15 protein-coding genes are annotated in these 16738 nt (G+C 46.1%); 10 read left to right on the forward strand and 5 right to left on the reverse strand.

What is annotated here, in order from left to right; translation table 11 throughout:
* Nucleotides 1-35: 35 nt before the first annotated feature.
* Nucleotides 36-152 carry an IS3 family transposase gene (locus A0126_RS19820; protein ID WP_369834780.1) on the reverse strand — a complete coding sequence of 39 codons (117 nt, stop codon included), beginning with the start codon at nt 150-152 and terminating at the stop codon, nt 36-38.
* Nucleotides 153-454: 302 nt separating this feature from the next.
* Here A0126_RS19820 and A0126_RS03975 point away from each other — a divergent pair, with 302 nt between their 5' ends.
* A complete protein-coding gene (locus tag A0126_RS03975) occupies nt 455-1432 on the forward strand; it encodes a BMP family lipoprotein (RefSeq protein WP_088836533.1) in 978 nt (325 codons plus the stop codon).
* Nucleotides 1429-3078 carry a methyl-accepting chemotaxis protein gene (locus A0126_RS03980; protein ID WP_088836534.1) on the forward strand — a complete coding sequence of 550 codons (1650 nt, stop codon included), beginning with the start codon at nt 1429-1431 and terminating at the stop codon, nt 3076-3078. Before A0126_RS03975 ends, A0126_RS03980 begins: the two co-directional genes overlap by 4 nt.
* 70 nt (nt 3079-3148) lie before the next feature.
* Here A0126_RS03980 and A0126_RS03985 read toward each other — a convergent pair whose 3' ends face one another.
* Complete coding sequence (locus A0126_RS03985) at nt 3149-4342, reverse strand: murein hydrolase activator EnvC family protein (RefSeq protein ID WP_239456840.1); 1194 nt, start codon at nt 4340-4342, stop codon at nt 3149-3151.
* A 525-nt stretch (nt 4343-4867) separates the two neighbouring features.
* Nucleotides 4868-5608: an SDR family NAD(P)-dependent oxidoreductase gene (locus A0126_RS03990; protein ID WP_088836536.1), complete on the reverse strand. Its 741-nt coding sequence runs from the start codon at nt 5606-5608 to the stop codon at nt 4868-4870.
* 162 nt (nt 5609-5770) lie between these two features.
* On the opposite strand from A0126_RS03990, the gene A0126_RS03995 reads away from it, so the two are divergent.
* The 3 genes from A0126_RS03995 (at nt 5771) to A0126_RS04005 (ending at nt 7550) form a co-directional block, all read left to right on the forward strand.
* Nucleotides 5771-6205, forward strand: a complete 435-nt coding sequence (locus A0126_RS03995; RefSeq protein WP_088836537.1) for a YkvA family protein — start codon at nt 5771-5773, stop codon at nt 6203-6205.
* A gap of 139 nt (nt 6206-6344) precedes the next feature.
* Complete coding sequence (locus A0126_RS04000) at nt 6345-6911, forward strand: DedA family protein (RefSeq protein WP_088836538.1); 567 nt, start codon at nt 6345-6347, stop codon at nt 6909-6911.
* 12 nt (nt 6912-6923) lie between these two features.
* A complete protein-coding gene (locus tag A0126_RS04005; RefSeq protein ID WP_088836539.1) occupies nt 6924-7550 on the forward strand; it encodes an HAD family hydrolase in 627 nt (208 codons plus the stop codon).
* A 54-nt stretch (nt 7551-7604) separates the two neighbouring features.
* On the opposite strand, the gene A0126_RS04010 is transcribed toward A0126_RS04005, so the two are convergent.
* The gene (locus A0126_RS04010; RefSeq protein ID WP_239456841.1) at nt 7605-8708 is read right to left on the reverse strand and encodes a PTS sugar transporter subunit IIC; all 1104 of its coding nucleotides are present in this window, start codon (nt 8706-8708) and stop codon (nt 7605-7607) included.
* A gap of 155 nt (nt 8709-8863) precedes the next feature.
* On the opposite strand from A0126_RS04010, the gene A0126_RS04015 reads away from it, so the two are divergent.
* The gene (locus A0126_RS04015; RefSeq protein ID WP_088836540.1) at nt 8864-9856 is read left to right on the forward strand and encodes an NADP-dependent oxidoreductase; all 993 of its coding nucleotides are present in this window, start codon (nt 8864-8866) and stop codon (nt 9854-9856) included.
* Between the two features lie 105 nt (nt 9857-9961).
* Here A0126_RS04015 and A0126_RS19385 read toward each other — a convergent pair whose 3' ends face one another.
* Nucleotides 9962-10123, reverse strand: a complete 162-nt coding sequence (locus tag A0126_RS19385; RefSeq protein WP_167331095.1) for a hypothetical protein — start codon at nt 10121-10123, stop codon at nt 9962-9964.
* A 283-nt stretch (nt 10124-10406) separates the two neighbouring features.
* Here A0126_RS19385 and A0126_RS04020 point away from each other — a divergent pair, with 283 nt between their 5' ends.
* The 4 genes from A0126_RS04020 to A0126_RS04035 are packed head-to-tail and all read left to right on the forward strand — an operon-like array spanning nt 10407 to nt 16526.
* Nucleotides 10407-13052: a glycosyltransferase gene (locus A0126_RS04020; protein WP_088838440.1), complete on the forward strand. Its 2646-nt coding sequence runs from the start codon at nt 10407-10409 to the stop codon at nt 13050-13052.
* Nucleotides 13049-14056 (forward strand): class I SAM-dependent methyltransferase, encoded by a 1008-nt coding sequence (locus A0126_RS04025; protein WP_088836541.1) that lies wholly within the window; start codon nt 13049-13051, stop codon nt 14054-14056. The genes A0126_RS04020 and A0126_RS04025 overlap by 4 nt, the downstream gene beginning before the upstream one ends.
* A complete protein-coding gene (locus A0126_RS04030; RefSeq protein WP_239456843.1) occupies nt 13948-15270 on the forward strand; it encodes a glycosyltransferase family 4 protein in 1323 nt (440 codons plus the stop codon). Before A0126_RS04025 ends, A0126_RS04030 begins: the two co-directional genes overlap by 109 nt.
* On the forward strand, nt 15267-16526 hold the full coding sequence (locus tag A0126_RS04035) for a glycosyltransferase (protein WP_088836543.1): 1260 nt from the start codon (nt 15267-15269) through the stop codon (nt 16524-16526). The genes A0126_RS04030 and A0126_RS04035 overlap by 4 nt, the downstream gene beginning before the upstream one ends.
* Nucleotides 16527-16738: the final 212 nt, after the last annotated feature.

Consider the following 16738-nt stretch of genomic DNA (forward strand, 5'->3'; position numbering starts at 1 on the left):
TAGTTTGGACAATTTAATAAAAGCACCTTTATTGTTTAAGCTGCTATGAGATGGCTTCGGTATTGTGCCGGAGTCATCTTTTGTAGTTTCCATTGTCTTCGTTCGCTATTGTACGTAAATCTTGAATTCTCCCTTGTATTGGATGGTGCGATCCGATACCGAGGCTACGTGGGGATTCGCTTCAAGTTGTCTGATTTGATCTGGATTAAAGGTACGTCTGTTCATAAATAGTCCTCCCGTATGAATTGAATAGATATAGTATATCGATATCTCTGAACACAAAAAACCCCGAATGGGGTCTTTTATCAAGTGTCCACCATTTAGGGTTCAGTTCACTATGTTAGGAGGGGCGTGTTTTTTTGTTGTCAGGAAAATTCTGAATTTAATCTAGCTATTAAGAAGTCAGACATCACTTCCGATAATCAGATGTAGAACGTTGGAAGGAAGTGTAGAGATGTTGAAACACTGGAAACTAGCAATGCTTGCGACGACGATCAGTTTAGCAGGTTGTGGAAGTATCATCGACGATCCAGATCAAGCAGTGAAGGAACGTCAAAAAATGGCGGTTGTCTTATCAGATGTCGGTCTTGGTGATCAATCGTTTAGTGATGCCGCGATGAGTGGGATGGCCTTACTACGTGAAAAAGAAGATTGGTTCATTGATTATCGTGAACTAGGGGAAACGAAAACATATAAAGTGGCGTTTGATACGTTGGCAAAAGAGAAGCCGACCGTCGTCGTCGGATTAGGTTTTATGGGACAAGCGGAATTAGAAGAAGTCGCGAAACGTTATCCATTGCAACAATTTGCGTTGATTGATGCCGTATCAGAACTACCAAATGTCTTATCGGTTACATTTAAAGAAGATGAAGGCAGTTATCTTGCAGGAGCTGCTGCTGCGCTTCAATCGGAAAATGAGACGATTGGGTTTGTTGGAGGAATGAAGTCGCCTTTAATCGAGAAGTTTGAAAAAGGATACACGGCAGGAGCAAAAGCCGTCAATCCGGACATCAAAGTTTTAGTCGATTATGCAGAAGACTTTGCAGCACCCGAAAAAGGACGGACGATTGCGAACGATCAAATGAAACAACAAGCAGATGTGTTATTTGCCGCAGCTGGTTTGACGGGCAGTGGTGTCCTCGAAGCAGCGCAAGCAAAAGGCAATAAAGCGATTGGTGTCGATAGTGATCAGACGGCAATTGCGCCTGACGCCGTCATGACCTCGATGTTAAAACAAGTCGATCTCGCGATCACGACGATTGGCGATACGGTAAAAGAAAAAGGGTTACAGTCGGGTCAAATCGTGCTCGGTGTCAAAGAAGGTGCGATTCAACTAGCCCCGATTCGAAATGTAACGTTTTCAGAGAAAGATTTAAAGCAACTTGAGCAACTGAAACAAGATGTATTAGAAGGGAAGGTTGACGTACAATGACGTTACGGACACGCTTTTTAATTTCGACACTCGTGACGATCATCAGTGTCGTTGCCTTGATGGGATGGACGTTGGTTGAACTCCGGCAAATTCAATCGTACAACGAAGATTATGGAAAACAGCTTGTCGAAATCTCGGAACTTGAAACAAAACTACTGTACGAACAAGCCGCATGGAACCGTCTTGCAACTCAACCGTCTGACAGTCAAGTCGAGCAAGTACTCGCTTTAAGTCAAAAGAACGAGAAGGCGCTACAGTTGCTTGAAAAAACGTATTTAATTGATGCATTTAAAACGGAAATGGACCGGGCGGAAGCAAAATATACTGCGTTATCAGCTGAACGAAATGATTTGGTCGAGGGGCGTAACCCGATTGAAATCCGATCATATGCTGCCCGAATCGAGGGTGTACTAAGTGATTTGTATACACTACATACAAAAAACGGTGAGTTTTATGATGTACTGCAACAAGAAGCGAAGGACCAGACCGTCAATTTGACACGGACTGTGTTAATCGCAACGTTTGTTTTATTGATTGCGTTAGCACTATATAATTGGTATTTCGCACGGAGCATTACGCGTCCAATCAGCCGTGTCGTTAAAACAGCGGAGCAAATTTCGGCTGGTGATTTATCGGAGCAACTGGAGACGTCAGGACGAGCAGATGAAATCGGTCGTCTCGAGTCAGCGATTGCGCAAATGCAACAAACGTTACATGGTGTGATTGGGACGATTAGTCATACTTCGAATACAATCAGTCAAATGAGTGAACAGGCAACGTCTGAAAATGCGAACATCGTCGAAGTGTCTGGTAATATGACGCATGCGATCAATGAGATGGCGAGCGGAACACAGACAGTATCGGATGATTTACAGACGACGGTCAGTACGATTACAGACATGAGCTCCTCATTCGACCAAAGTGAACGTCGGGCTCAGCTTGCATTAAGCCAAGGTCAAGTCGCAGACACGACGATGGGGCAGAGTGCTTCGGTCATGGAAGAACAAACAGCTTCACTCGCTGCGTCGACGGTTCAAAACCGCGAACTTGGACGTCAGCTAGAAGGTTTCCTTGAACAGACACAACAAATCGAAAAAATGGCAGAACTTGTTTCAGGTGTCTCGGCGCAGACAAACCTCTTATCCTTGAATGCAGCGATTGAAGCGGCAAGAGCCGGAGAAGCAGGACGTGGCTTTGCCGTCGTCGCAAGCGAAGTGAAAAAACTTGCGGACGAGACGCACCAAGCGACACGATCAATCTTCTCACTCGTACGTTCGATTCGCCAAGATGGTGCTGTCTTGCAAGAAGCATTGTTGCGTTCTGAAAAAGAACAAGAGAATCAGGTCGCAAACTTTGCTCAAGTCAAATCGGCATTCGAAGAGACGCGGAAAAATGTAGCCGATGTCACTGAAACGCTCAATTACGTGACATCACAGCTTGTCCGCTCGAAAGAACAAGCGAATGATGTCGTCAATCAGGTCAGTTCGGTTAGTGGCGTAATGGAAGAGTTAGCGGCAGGGAATCAAGAGGTCGCAGCTTCGATGCGTGATCAACAAGCTTCGTTCGAGCAAATTCATCAATTGATGTTAGAGCTCGAGACGACAACAACATCACTTGATCAACAAACAAATCAATTTAAAATTTAATGACCTCTCATGTTCTCAATATAAAAAATAAGCCCCGACACATCAATCGACGTGTCGGGGCTTATTCATTTTAAAAGAAACTTTCTGGGTTTAGTTCGTTTGTCCGTCCGTTCGCATTATATTGGTAGCCACCTTCATGAATCTCGAAGTGAAGATGGGGACCGGTTGAATTCCCCGTACTACCGAGTTTTCCGATTTGTTGGCCTTGCTTGACTTGTTGTCCTTGTTTAACTGTCAAGGCATTCATATGCGCATAAACAGTCGTATATGTCTTACCACCGATGTTGTGTGCGATATAGACATGATTACCATACGGACCACCGGAGCTTGCTTGAATGACAGTTCCAGCAGCTGATGCGACGATTGCAGAATTGACCGGTCCAGCGAAATCGGTCCCGTTATGATAAGCATAGCCATTATTTCCGCTCGCGGCACCCATACCTTGTGAAATGGAACCGTTCGCAGGTTTGATGAATTTTCCGGTTGCATTTGAGATAACTTTCGTACTTGCTTTACTGATTGAAGCAGGTTGCGCCGATTGCGCGGCTGCTTGTTTTTTAGCTGCGAGAGCAGCGGCTTTGGCTGCCGCTTCTTGTGCCTTAAGTTGAGCAGCGGCCTCTTTTAGACTTAAGATGTTTGATTCGATTGAACGCTTTTGTTTCTTCAAGCGTTTTAATAAGGCTGTTCGTTTGTCCTTTTCAGCATTCAACTCGTGTTGCTTCTTTTTTAGAACTTTCCGGTCATGGATGAGTGCGGTACGTGTATCTTCAAGTTCTTGTTTTGCTTCTGCCAACTCTTGTTTACTCGTTTCGTAATCTTTTAATAATGAAGCATCACTTTCGGCAATCGTATTGAATGCGTTGAAGCGACTGATCATATCACCAATGTCTTCTGCACCGAAGACAGCTTCGAGCAATGGATCTTTATCAGATTTAGCTTGTCGAACTGCCAGCCGATCGCCGAGCATTTTTTCTTGTTTTTTGATTTTCTTCTGTAAAGCTGTAATCTTTTGTTTAAGTTTCGTTAACTGACGTTCATTTTGATCAATCTTTTGTTCATTTTCGACGACTTGAAGCGTCAATCCATTGATTTGTTGGTCAATCGCGTAAACTTTCTCTTGGGCTTTCGATAATTGTTGATTGTTTTCGTCGAGTGCTTCTTTTTGTTTTGATTGTTTTTGTTCGTTTTGTTGTTGTTTGTCTTTATATGAAGTCGCAGCACCTACGGATGTAACGAATGGTGTTGTGAGAAGTGTGAGTGTCATCAGGGAAATTCCCATTGAGTGCATGAAAGATTTTTTCATAAGTGAATCGATCAGTCCTTCCTTGTTGTTGAGTGATACTTGTACTACTCTAACAACAATTTTTACGGAGGGACGTTACAGTTTATTTAAAATAATAAGGAAAATAATGATAGAAAGGATGTACTTTTTATGAAAATAATTGATAAGTATCGTAAAGAAGACAATGAAAAGACTGGTATAAAGCGGTAAAAAAGGAATGGTAGACGTGATAGAAAGATAAAATTCAATAAAAGACCATTGATATGTTTTTGTAATATTTTATATTCATTATTAAAAAGTGGTTTGATATATGAATGATTTGGTTATTTAAATTAGTTTTGGACTAAATGGTCAGACACAAAAAAAGGAATTACTTTTTTAAGCGCTTTGCTCGGCAAGACAAGATACGTTGGGACTTTTTCCTGAAGGAGTCACGTGAAACAAGAGGGGAGAATGCAATAACTCCCACCCTTGTAGTCGCATGGTTTTCAATCAGTCGATCGGTACTCATTCTTCATAGATCATTTTTCGCGTCATCCCACCATCAAGGACAAGTGTCTCTCCCGTCAAGAAATCATTTTCGGGGTTCGTTAAGAACAGGGCGGCACGAGCGACATCTTCTGGCTTACCGACGCGTCCAGACGGGTGTTGCGAATGATCCTCCGGGGAAAGTTCATGATAATTCCCGGTCTCGATCCACCCTGGTGCGATTGCATTGACGAGAACGCCTTTGGGACCTAACGAAACGGCAAGAGCATGTGTCAAAGCGACGATTCCACCTTTTGTTGCGGCATACGATTCTGTATCAGGCTCCGACATATAGGCACGAGTCGAAGCCAAGTTAACGATTCGACCACCGTGTTTTAGATGTGGTGCAGCTGCCTTTGTTGTCAAAAAGATACTGCGTAAGTTCGTATGGTTGACGCGGTCCCATTCTTCGAGCGTGAGTTCAAGAAGGGGTTTTCGAATGATGATGCCGGCGTTATTGATGATGATGTCGATTTTACCTGTATGTTCTAATGCTTTTTCGATGAGTAAGTTGACATCATGTTCGTCTTGAACGTCCAACCGGTAAAAGTAAGCCGTTCCACCAGCTTCTTCGATTTCTTGAGCAATGACTTCACCCGTCATTTGATCAATATCTGCTAAAATGACGACGGCACCTTCATTTGCATATGTTTTAGCAAGCGTTGCACCAATCCCGTTTGCAGCACCAGTAATAATGACCGTTTGATTGACTAAATCCATGTCTTTCACTCCTCTTCTTTGCAACTTTCCTTCTAAATGGAATAGCCTGAATCGGATTGATTAAAACCTAACGTTTCAAGTACGGTTGAGGATTATCAATCAAGTGTAGAGGGAATAGTATTAACGTTAAAGACATTAAATCGTCGAATGGGGGATTTACGGATGGATTTATCGAATGAGAAATTAAAACAACAACAAGATCAATATGCGGAAGAAGCAAAGGACTATATCGATCGTCCGAAAAAAACAAAATCGATTTTAAAACGAGCGAACAATTCAATTCAAAAAAATTCAAGTCTGTCACTTGTCTTTTCGCCGGTTCGCTTATTCATTGATATGGTACGTTCGTATCAATCAGGAGAATACCGAAATATCCGCCGGACAACAATTCTAAAAGTAATCGGTGCGTTGATTTATCTGGTTTCACCAATCGACTTGATTCCAGATTTTATTCTTGGTTTTGGGTTCGCAGATGATGTCGCGATTATTCTGTTCGTCACGAAAACGATTTTTGAAGAGTTGACGCGATATAGTGATTGGCAGGATGAGCAACAAAAAGCACGAACGCAACCTATCCAAAGTGAAGATGCCTACTGAAACATAGACGGATTGTTGAGCCTGACACTGATTGATTCAGTGTCAGGCTTTTATAATGGAAAAAAGTTGTTTTCTGTACGCTACTCGTAAAGTTCGTTACACTGGGAAGAGGAAACGAACGGAGAAGAGGAGGTATGTGATGGCCTGGCATGCATGGATGGAGTCCTATGGTTATCTAGGGATTATGGTGACATTAATGTTTCCGTTTTTACCAAGTGAAGTTCCGCTCGCCTATGCGGGTTACTTGGTGCATACGGCACAATCAAATATTGTCTTGATGTTACTTGTCGCCGTCTTCAGTTTCGTCGTCAGCCAGAACATCTTCTTTACGATCGGTCAACTCGGAAGTGAGCGGCTACTTGGACGCGTTTTTAAATTGTTTCGGATTTCTGAAACGAGAATGGTTCAATTTCAACAGCAAATGGAGACACGCGGACGATTTATTTTACTCCTGTCACCGATGTGGCGAATGGGTTTTGCGGTTGGAGCAGGTCTGACAGGTGTGTCTCGTTTGACGTTCACAATCGCAACGACAGTGTCCTTTTTTGTGTGGTCCGCGTTTTTCATCTGGGGTGGAAAAAAGCTCGGGCATGGTATGAATGGACGACATCATGATTTTCACCAGTATACTCCGTGGATTGTCGGGCTATTGCTTCTTCTCGGGGTTTACCTATATGTTAGAAAAAAGAGAATGCTAAAAAAATAGAGGAGTGTTTTCATGGCAGTTATTTTATTTGATATTGATGGGACATTGATCGACTCGACAAATCAGATGACAGAGGCGATTCATCTTGCGATGGCAGACATGCCGCATCTTGAAAAGCCATCAAAAGACCGCGTTCGGGCAAGTTACGGACTGGCGGGAAGTGCGTTTTGGGAAAAGGCGATTCCGGATGCGTCAGAAGAAGACATTCGGTTGATTCGCCAAAAGCGTCATCATCATTTAGAACAGACAATGAAGGATCAAGAGGTGTTGTTTGAAGGAGTCCGGGATTTACTCCGCACCTTGACGGAACAAGGACATATTGTCTCGACGGCAAGCAATTGCGGGGTCCACTACATGAATCTTGTCCTCGACAGTCAAGCCATCCGACCGTTTTTCACGAGTCCGAAATGTTTAGGTTCAGTGAACGGGAAACAAAAAGCTGATATTTTAGCGGCACATCGAGCAGAGTTTGGAGACGTCGAGTACTTGATGGTCGGTGACCGGTCGTCTGATATCGAAGCAGCACGAATTGCTGACATGCCGGTTGCGATTTGCCGGTTCGGTTTCGGGACGACGGATGAATGGGAACTCGCAGACCACCAGCTTAAACAACCGTTAGATGTCTTAAAGTTTGTTTAAAGTATGTTAATTAAAAGAAGCGGATTGCCGGTACCGGCAATCCGCTTCTTTTAATTATTCAAAATCGAGTCGGTAGTCTTCCTGGTTCGTCCAGGGGCGGAAGCGACGGAATAACTGATGGAAGGATAAGCAGAGGACAATCGGGAGTAAAATGAATAATCCGAAGACGAGCAGTCCATTTGCCCATGTCCATCCACCTGCCATCAAATGCAAAGCATTGATTGGACCGATCAACCCGGACATACCGAAGCCGGCGCTAAACGGTGTTCCTTGAATCCCTAAAATCCCGGCTAACCCGCCGAGAACAGCGGCACTACACATGACGGGAACGATCATGATGGGATTTCGAATGAAGTTTGCCATCTGAATTTTCGGTGATCCTAAAAAATGCGCAATCGACGTTCCGCGAGAATTTGCCTTCCAGCCTGCGATTGCAAGACCGAATCCAGCTGCACAGACACCGAGGTTTGCAGCGCCTGCCGCAATGCCGGAGAGACTGATGGCTGTCGCAATCCCGACGGTCGATAGGGGAGAGACAATCAAAACAGAAAACGTGACCGCTAACAGGACGCCCATCAAGATTGGTTGCAGAACAGTGAACTGAGTGATCATTTGACCGATCGCCGCAGTGATTTTAGTGACGAACGGATATGTAAGGACGCCGATCCCGCCTGCACCGACAATGATCAACGTCGGTATGACGAGAACAGTGTAGGTTTTAAAACGATTTCCAATCCATAAGACAAGTGCGGTTGCGATGGCAGCTGTTACACCTGCGTTGATGACATCACCCGTACCGACGAATAAAAAACCGGCTGTTTCCGTCCGTGTTGCGACACCTGAACCGACGACGGTCGCTAGACCAATCGAGGCGGTTTCGATTGGAGTCGTCTTGAATTGCATGGCGACGGCAACACCGATGACCATCGGTAACAAGCGCATCGCAATCGTAGTCGAGTCGATGATGTGTTGAGCGGGCGCGAAGTAAGGTAATAATGCTTTGGCGAGTTCGCCGAGCAGAGCACCTGGGATTAGTGCAACTAAAATTCCGATACTGAGTCCGTTCAGTACATGGATACCGAACTGACGATTGATTCGTGTTGTAGAAGATTCGATGGGAATACACTCCTTATGTAATGCTTTTGTGCATAACAGCATAAAAGCTATGAATTGTTTTTTATCTTACGCGACAGGAAAGAACACGTCAAGAAGAAATAGGAATTTTCTGTGAATTGATGAGTGCATTCTGTTCGCACTCCGTGAAAAGGACTGGTAGAGTAAAAGGGTAAAAGATATTAGAGAGGATGAATGAAATGGCAGAACAACAAATCGTTTTAGCAAAAAGACCTGAAGGACGTCCGACGCGTGAAACGTTTCGGTATGAATCAATCGAACTAAACGCACCAGACGCGGGACAAGTCTTGCTCGAGACACTCTACATTTCAGTTGATCCATACATGCGCGGGCGGATGAATGATGCACGTTCATACTCGCAACCATTTGAGCTGGACGCACCGGTTCAAGGGGGTGTCGTCGCGAAAGTTATCGAGTCACGTAGTGATGCTCTTAAAGAAGGGGATATCGTCGTCGGAATGCTCGACTGGGCAACGAAACTTGTTGTCGATGCAAAAACTGTTCGGAAAATTGATGCGTCGCTCGCACCTGTATCGACAGCGCTCGGCGTACTCGGTATGACAGGGATGACGGCTTACTTTGGTTTACTGGATATCGGTAACCCGCAGCCAGGTGAAACGGTTGTCGTGTCGGCTGCGGCCGGGGCTGTCGGATCAATCGTCGGTCAAATCGCCAAAATCAAAGGTGCTCGTGTCGTTGGAATCGCGGGAAGCGATGAAAAAACGACCTACCTAAAAGAGCAACTTGGTTTTGATGAAGTCATCAACTACAAAACGGAAGACGTCGGCGAAGCACTTGACCGCACGTGTCCGAGTGGAGTGGACGTCTACTTTGAGAATGTCGGAGGCGAGATTGGGGACGCGGTCATTGACCGTTTGAATCCGTTTGCCCGTATTCCGGTCTGTGGCGCGATTTCTGGATATAATGAAAAAGAGAACATCGGACCTCGCGTACAATCAAAATTGATTGCTTCACGGGCACGGATGCAAGGCTTCTTAGTCGGGGATTATGGAAAACGTTTCAAGGAAGCGGCAGAACAGTTAGGGAAATGGGTCAGTGCCGGTGAATTGAAATATGAAGAAACGATTTTTGAAGGTTTCGATAACGTTCCGGATGCATTCCTAGGTCTGTTCGATGGTTCGAACACAGGAAAGTTACTCGTGAAACTGTAAAGTGTAGACTTTGTATGTAAAAACGTACCTAAAAAAAGAAGCGTCGGACGATTCGTAATTGAATCGTCCGACGCTTCTTTTTTTAGGTACGACGTGTAACGTCGATCATGATTTTTTTTGATCGTCTTTCAATTCTTCTAAATCTGGATCGGGGTGTTGTGTCTCAGCAGGCTTGATGCCGGGGTCTGATGTTTCAGCCGGTTCAGGATCTGGGTGAAGACCGACGTCTGCCTGTTCATTTGGTAAATTCTCTTTTTTTTCATTCATGGTAAAATTCATTCCTTTCTCTTTTTCGAATCTTCTTAAGATTTACCCGTCTATCTGATTCTGAAACTAATGAAGTGCTCATCATATTTTATTGCCTAATTATTCAAAAGTAAGTCACGAACAAACTACAGTCCATGCCAATCAGTCATCTTCTCAACTGGAATATAAGGAAATACTGGAGAACATTCATCAACTCTTTACAAAAACCTTGCAAGGGATTTAAGTGCCCTTTGAATTGCTCTCGTACACTGAAAAGAGATCAAGCAGGAAGGGTGTTTTGAACGTGAATAGACAACAGTGGAAAAGAAAAGTGACGCAACAGCTAAGTTGGGTCCGTGCTGAACAACAGCGATTGAAGACGGAACCAGCAGCGAGTTCGACTGCGTTCGAGACATTACAACAGTTAGGATCGTTGGGAACGGCTAAGACGATTCGTCCGTCAAACAAGCCGGTTGAAACAAAAACGAAGCGCTATCAAGAAGAGAGTAATCAACAATTACTCGATACGATCGACTACCAATCGATTCCGCTTCGGAGTCAGTCACGTTACTATGAGCCGCGACCGCTTGAAGTAGCTGTCGTCTGTTCCGAGTTCATGCATGCCTATTATCAAGATGCGTTCCATCTCCATTATGTGAATGCAGACACGTTTGAGGATGTCTTTAGTCGTAAAATCGATCTCTTTTTAGTCATCACGTCATGGAAAGGCTTGCAGGGGGATGACTGGAAAGGGGTCGCGACACCGAAATCGAAAAAAAGAACATTACTCCTCCAGATGATGCGAGAGGTGAAACAACAAGGGATTCCGATTGTCTTCCAGTCAACGGAAGACCCGAGTAACTTCGACCGTTTCAGTGAGCTGGCAAAACAAGCCGATTATGTGCTGACATCGGACGAAGCGATGCTTCCGGAATATCAAGTGCTTTGTGGCCATGACCGGATTGAAGCGGTCTCGTTCGGTGTGAATCCGCTGATCCATAATCCGCTTGGCGCAACCCGAAGCCGGAAAAATCATGTCTTGTTCGCCGGGAGCTGGATGGCGAAGTATCCAGAACGTGTCAAGGATACGGAAGTGCTATTCGATGGGGTGATGAGCTCATCGCATCAGCTCGATATCGTCGACCGCAACTATCACCTCGGCTTACCGGACTATCATTTCCCGGACCGGTACGTCAAACGGGTTGCCCCTGCGATTCCGTATGATGCGCTTCAGCAGGTGAGCAAATGTTACGACTGGGTGTTGAATCTCAATAGCATCAAATACAGTAAAACGATGTGTGCGCGCCGGATTTTTGAATCGCAGGCACTTGGGAATCTAATCATTTCGAATTATAGTATCGCCGTCAACAATCTGTTTCCAAACGTATTTACAGTTCACGATCAACAGGAAATCAAAGCAATCGTCGAACGGACATCTGAAGAAGACATTGAGCAATTGCGTGCTGAAGGAATTCGTTCCGTCATGTCGAGTCACACGGTGTTTGACCGGGTCGATCAATTGGCGCGGATGTTGAAACTCAATCAACCGCAACCGGCGCGTCGCCTGCTCGTCGTCTTACGCAATCCGACACCGGCTCTTGAACAGCAGATTGCCAAGCAATCGATTGAAGCGGATGCTATTTGTCACCTGTCCGAGTTGACGGAAAGGGAATATGGAAAAGCCGATCTTGTTGCCCTGCTCGACGGCGGCGAGTCGTACGGGGAATATTACCTCGAAGATTTACGCAACGGCTTTAAGTTTGCCGATGCCGATATCGTCCGGAAATCGCTCAGCGGACAAGCCGCTTATGAAGTCTTTGAGACGTCAGGCGCAGATACCGGAGCGATGGTCTGGCGGGAGCATGTCCCGTTTGAACAGTTTGTCAGCGGAACGTTATCCGGACGGACGCTCATGCTGGATCGCTTCGAGTGGAATGAACAGTATCAAACGGAGCCGCTCCTTGCGCCGGTCTTGTCAGTCGTCGTGCCGATTTATAACAACGGCCCTCATTTGATGTATAAGTGTTTTGCGAGCTTGAAGCGGATGAATCGTTTTGACGAAACGGAAATCGTGCTTGTCGACGACGGGTCGACGGATTTCGGGACGATTCAAGCCGTCGAACGAATTGGACGGCGACACGGGAACGTGACGACTTACTTCTTTGAAACAGGCGGGAGCGGAAGTGCATCACGTCCTCGTAACAAAGGTGTCGAACTGGCGCGTGCCGACCGGGTAGCCTTTTTGGATCCGGACAATGAAGTGCTCAGTGACCGTTATGCGGAGTTGTTGAATGAACTTGACAATGACCGGGAGCTGGATTTTGCAGTCGGTCATATGAAAAAGTTAGCGGAGAAGACGAGCATCATCGCCTTGCCGACGATTCGGAAAAAGGGACGAACCGTTTGTGAAGACCCCCGTGCCTATCTGCTTGAACATCGTTTTGCCGTGCAAAGCATTCAAGCATTGGTCGTCAAGCGCGATTTCCTCGTCAAACATCAGCTGGAACAGGTCGTCGGAGCCGTCGGTCAAGACTCGTTATTTTTCCAAGAGATGATGTTACGGGCGGAGCGTGTTCTGCTTGTGAACCGCGTCGTGCATTATTATTACGCGGCAGTCGCCGGCTCGACGGTTAACTCGTTGACGGTCCGCTTCTTTGAGCGCAGTGTCCTCCGTGAACGGGCACGAGCAGAGAAGTTTGCAAAATATGGTGTGCTCGACCAATACAAGACGAAACGTTTTGAGCATTTCTTCGAACACTGGTATTTGGTCAAGCTGCGCCAATGCAGCGATAAGGACTTTGGACCAAGTGTTGCCTTATTACGGACGATTGTCGGGTTTTATGAACCGATTCAACTAACGGCACCGTTAGTCCGGCAGTTCGTCGAATTAGCGGATGCGGGTAAGACGGATGCGATTCAAGAATTGTTATTAGAGGAGGTCACGGCATGACGGGCACAGCAGGAATGAAACGACCAAAGGATCAAGTTCGTGCCGCCTATTATGACCAGTTAGGGATCGCGTTCGGAAAAAAGGTCCGGGCGCGCATCCACTGGATAATACGTGAGGCGAAGGGAGAAGACATCCTTGATGTCGGGTGCTCAGGGGGACTCGTCCCGATTTTACTCGGACGCGAAGGGAAACATGTCACAGGAATCGACGTCTCTCCGGAAGCAATCGCTGAAGCAACGTCTGCATTAAAAGAAGAAGCGGCATCTGTCCAATCCGTCGTCATGTTCAGTGAAGCGAACATCATGTCTTTTTCAGCAAACCGGCAATTCGATACGGTTTTGATGACAGAAGTACTCGAGCACATCGGTGAACCGGAACGGGTGATTCAGCAGGCATATACACTCGTCAAACCAGGTGGACGTCTTGTCGTGACCGTTCCGTTCGGCGTTAATGATTACGCCGATCATAAGCGGACTTATTATTTGAAACGACTTGTCGAACAAGTAACACCTTATGGCACGATTGAAAAAATCGAACGGTTGGATAAGTGGCTTGGCGTGACGCTTGTCGTTCAGGAAGATGTACAACCGGTCCGGATGTTGTCTGCAGAAGAAGTCGACTGGCTCGAAGATTCGTTTGAGACTGTCGAGCGGATGCACCTAGCGGAAGTCATCCGTCTAAAACAAGTCAACAAGCGGCTGGAACAAAAAGTGCAACACGTAGCGGAAATTGAATTGCGGATGGTGGAACAATCGAATGAACAGGTGAAACTGGAACACCAAGTAAGCGAGATGAATCAACAGCTGGAACAACTTGCGCACCAATATACGTTAGTGCTCAAACGTTACGAGGAGGCACTCGTTTCGAACATGGAAGTGCTGGAGGCGAATGAAGCATGGAAATCAAAATACCGGTCACTCGCAAATTCAAAATTAGGAAAAGTCATCGTCCGTTACTGGAAGCTCAGACGAAAACTATCACGAAGACAGGCAAGGCGTCGATGAACGTGTTGATGATTTGTCAAAACTTCTATCCGGAAATCGGAAGTGCTGCGAATCGGATGAAAAATATTTTTAAACGGATGGAACAACGGGGCAGTGACGTCCATGTCTTGACGTCAGAGCCGCTTTATCCGACGGCGGAACTCTATACGGATGCGATGTTTTGGGACGAACCGACGCTTGACGCCGCGCACATCACACGGATTCAACCACGCGATGTCCGGGCGACGACTAATTTGTGGAAACGACTCCACCTCTTCATCGAACAGTTTTTCTTAGCGATCAAAGAAGTGCGGCAAGATCCAAAACAGTACGAATATATCTATGCGACAACACCTTCGATTTTTATGGGACTGGTCGGTGTCGTCGCGAAACATGTCAAACAGGCACCGCTAATTTTAGATGTCCGTGATTTATGGCCGGAATCACTCGTCGGTGTCGGCATCACGAAATCACGCCTGTTATTGAGACCATTGTACTGGCTTGAAAAATGGATGTATCATCAAGCGGATCAAATCGTCATCAACAGCGAAGGGTTTCGGTCCTATATCGAACAGAAGGGGATTGACGCATCGCGTATTCACTACATTCCGAATTCGATTGAAGAAAATGAGTGGTTGATTAAACGGCGTCATGTCTCGGAACAGGTCCGCGTTGTCTACACGGGAAACATCGGACTGGCACAAGATGTCTTTTTATTACTTGATGTGGCGGAACGGTTGATGGTCGACAGAAACATTGAATTCCATGTCGTTGGTTACGGATACCATAAGGAAAAATTCGAGAAGTTGATTGCAGAGCGGAAACTGACGAACATCCACTTCATGAACGCGATGCCGCGTTGGGACGCATTGAAACAGCTCGCTAAAAGTGACATCGCCTTTGCGACGCTTGTCGAGAGCACGGCATTCGACACGGTCACACCAGGGAAAATCATCGATTATATGGCGATGGGATGTGCCATCGTCGGCGCTGTTTCCGGACATGCCGCAAAAGTGATTGAAGCATCGGGTGCTGGTGTCGTATCGCGTGACCGCAGCCGGGACGAGATCGTCCGGCAGATTCGTCATCTCGCAAACAATCCGGAAGAACGGGCATTGATGGGACGCTCTGGCGTCTCCTACGTCCAAACACATTTTGACTGGGAACAAAATGAAGAGCGACTGTTTGAAGCGATTCGTCAAACTTGTCAACAGACAGTGGAGGTGAAGGGATGAAACGTGTCGGAATGTTTGTTTGGAACACTTTTACGAACGATGCCCGTGTGTTAAGGGAATGTACCGCCCTTGCTGATGCTGCGTATCAGGTCGACTTGTACTGTTTAAATGACGGAACGTTACCGAAAATCGAGCAGCATCCAGCAGGTTTCCGCATTCTTCGGATTGATCGCACACCACCACTTGCCGGTGTGCTGTCGCGTTTTCGGAAACGGTCACCGGTTACGCTAGTCGCGGCTATCGGAGTGTTGGTACTGATTCCGTGGTTGATTCCCGTCTTGCTCATGCTCTATCTGTTACAAAAAAGCCGCTTTTTACGCTATGCGCTTTATAACAGCTTTGGCATCATCCGGATGACGCGCGCCGCAAGACAGCGTCAATACGATGTCATGCACGCCAATGATTTAAATACGTTACCGCAAGCGATTTTAGCAAAACGTCAGGCAAAAGTCGTCTATGATTCACACGAAGTGCAAACCGACCGGACAGGATACGGAAAGGGACAAGGAATCCTTGAGCGTATCCTGTTGCGTTTCGTTGATTGGACGATGGTCGAAAATGATACAAGAGCGGATTATCACCAGCAACTGTACGGAAGCCGGCCGACGGTTCTTCATAATTATCCGTTTTATCAGGAAACGATCCCGGCGGCACGTTCGCTGCACACAGAACTCGGTCTCGACCGTGCGGAACCGATTTTGCTTTATCAAGGCGGGATTCAAGAAGGGCGCGGACTGGAACGATTGATTGAGGCGATGCCATCCGTGACGAACGGAACTTTATTATTTGTTGGCGATGGTAAAATCAAAACACATTTGCAACGCTTAGCCGCGGAATCTTCAGCGCGTGAGCGGATTTATTTCATCGATAAAGTACCACTAAATCAGTTGCCGAGTTATACAGCGGCAGCGACGATTGGGTTCCAAGTCTTACAAAACGTCTGCTTTAACCATTATTCAGCCTCATCGAATAAATTATTCGAATATATGGCAGCACTTGTCCCGGTCGTCGCGGCAGACTTACCAGAAATTCGCCGGGTCGTCGAAACGGAACAGGTCGGTTTGATTGTCGATGTCGAGTCGCCGGAGTCGATTGCGCAAGCCGTCAATCGCTTGATAGCGGATGATTCGTTACGCAATCAGATGAAAAGCCGAGCGGAAGAGGCGAGAAGACGGTACAACTGGGACGAGGAAAAACAACATCTCTTAGCGGTATATGCGGCTGTTTCAGCGGGAACAGCACCTGAAGTCAATTAAAGTTACAGCTAATACCAAGTGAAACCACACAAATGGAGAACGTTTGATGTGGATATGGTCGGTATCATACAAGGTTCGTCAACGTGTTCGTCGATTCTTTACAACCTTTACGTAAAGTACAGAAAATACGGCGAATGTAAGGTCTGTGAAGAATGGTTTAAGAGATGGTTAGAACCATTGGAAACACTAGGAATTGTCGGTATGGTCTAGGT

Source organism: Exiguobacterium sp. N4-1P (assembly GCF_002214325.1).

Bases quoted from the DNA above. Each gene is read 5' to 3' on its own strand.
- A0126_RS04005 (WP_088836539.1), top strand. From the start codon at position 6,924: ATGGCAGTTATTTTATTTGATATTGATGGGACATTGATCGACTCGACA.
- A0126_RS03990 (WP_088836536.1), bottom strand. From the start codon at position 5,608: ATGGATTTAGTCAATCAAACGGTCATTATTACTGGTGCTGCAAACGGG.
- A0126_RS03980 (WP_088836534.1), top strand. From the start codon at position 1,429: ATGACGTTACGGACACGCTTTTTAATTTCGACACTCGTGACGATCATC.
- A0126_RS19385 (WP_167331095.1), bottom strand. From the start codon at position 10,123: ATGAATGAAAAAAAAGAGAATTTACCAAATGAACAGGCAGACGTCGGT.
- A0126_RS04030 (WP_239456843.1), top strand. From the start codon at position 13,948: ATGGAAATCAAAATACCGGTCACTCGCAAATTCAAAATTAGGAAAAGT.
- A0126_RS04015 (WP_088836540.1), top strand. From the start codon at position 8,864: ATGGCAGAACAACAAATCGTTTTAGCAAAAAGACCTGAAGGACGTCCG.
- A0126_RS03995 (WP_088836537.1), top strand. From the start codon at position 5,771: ATGGATTTATCGAATGAGAAATTAAAACAACAACAAGATCAATATGCG.
- A0126_RS04035 (WP_088836543.1), top strand. From the start codon at position 15,267: ATGAAACGTGTCGGAATGTTTGTTTGGAACACTTTTACGAACGATGCC.
- A0126_RS04025 (WP_088836541.1), top strand. From the start codon at position 13,049: ATGACGGGCACAGCAGGAATGAAACGACCAAAGGATCAAGTTCGTGCC.
- A0126_RS04010 (WP_239456841.1), bottom strand. From the start codon at position 8,708: ATGCTGTTATGCACAAAAGCATTACATAAGGAGTGTATTCCCATCGAA.
- A0126_RS03985 (WP_239456840.1), bottom strand. From the start codon at position 4,342: ATGACACTCACACTTCTCACAACACCATTCGTTACATCCGTAGGTGCT.
- A0126_RS03975 (WP_088836533.1), top strand. From the start codon at position 455: ATGTTGAAACACTGGAAACTAGCAATGCTTGCGACGACGATCAGTTTA.
- A0126_RS04000 (WP_088836538.1), top strand. From the start codon at position 6,345: ATGGCCTGGCATGCATGGATGGAGTCCTATGGTTATCTAGGGATTATG.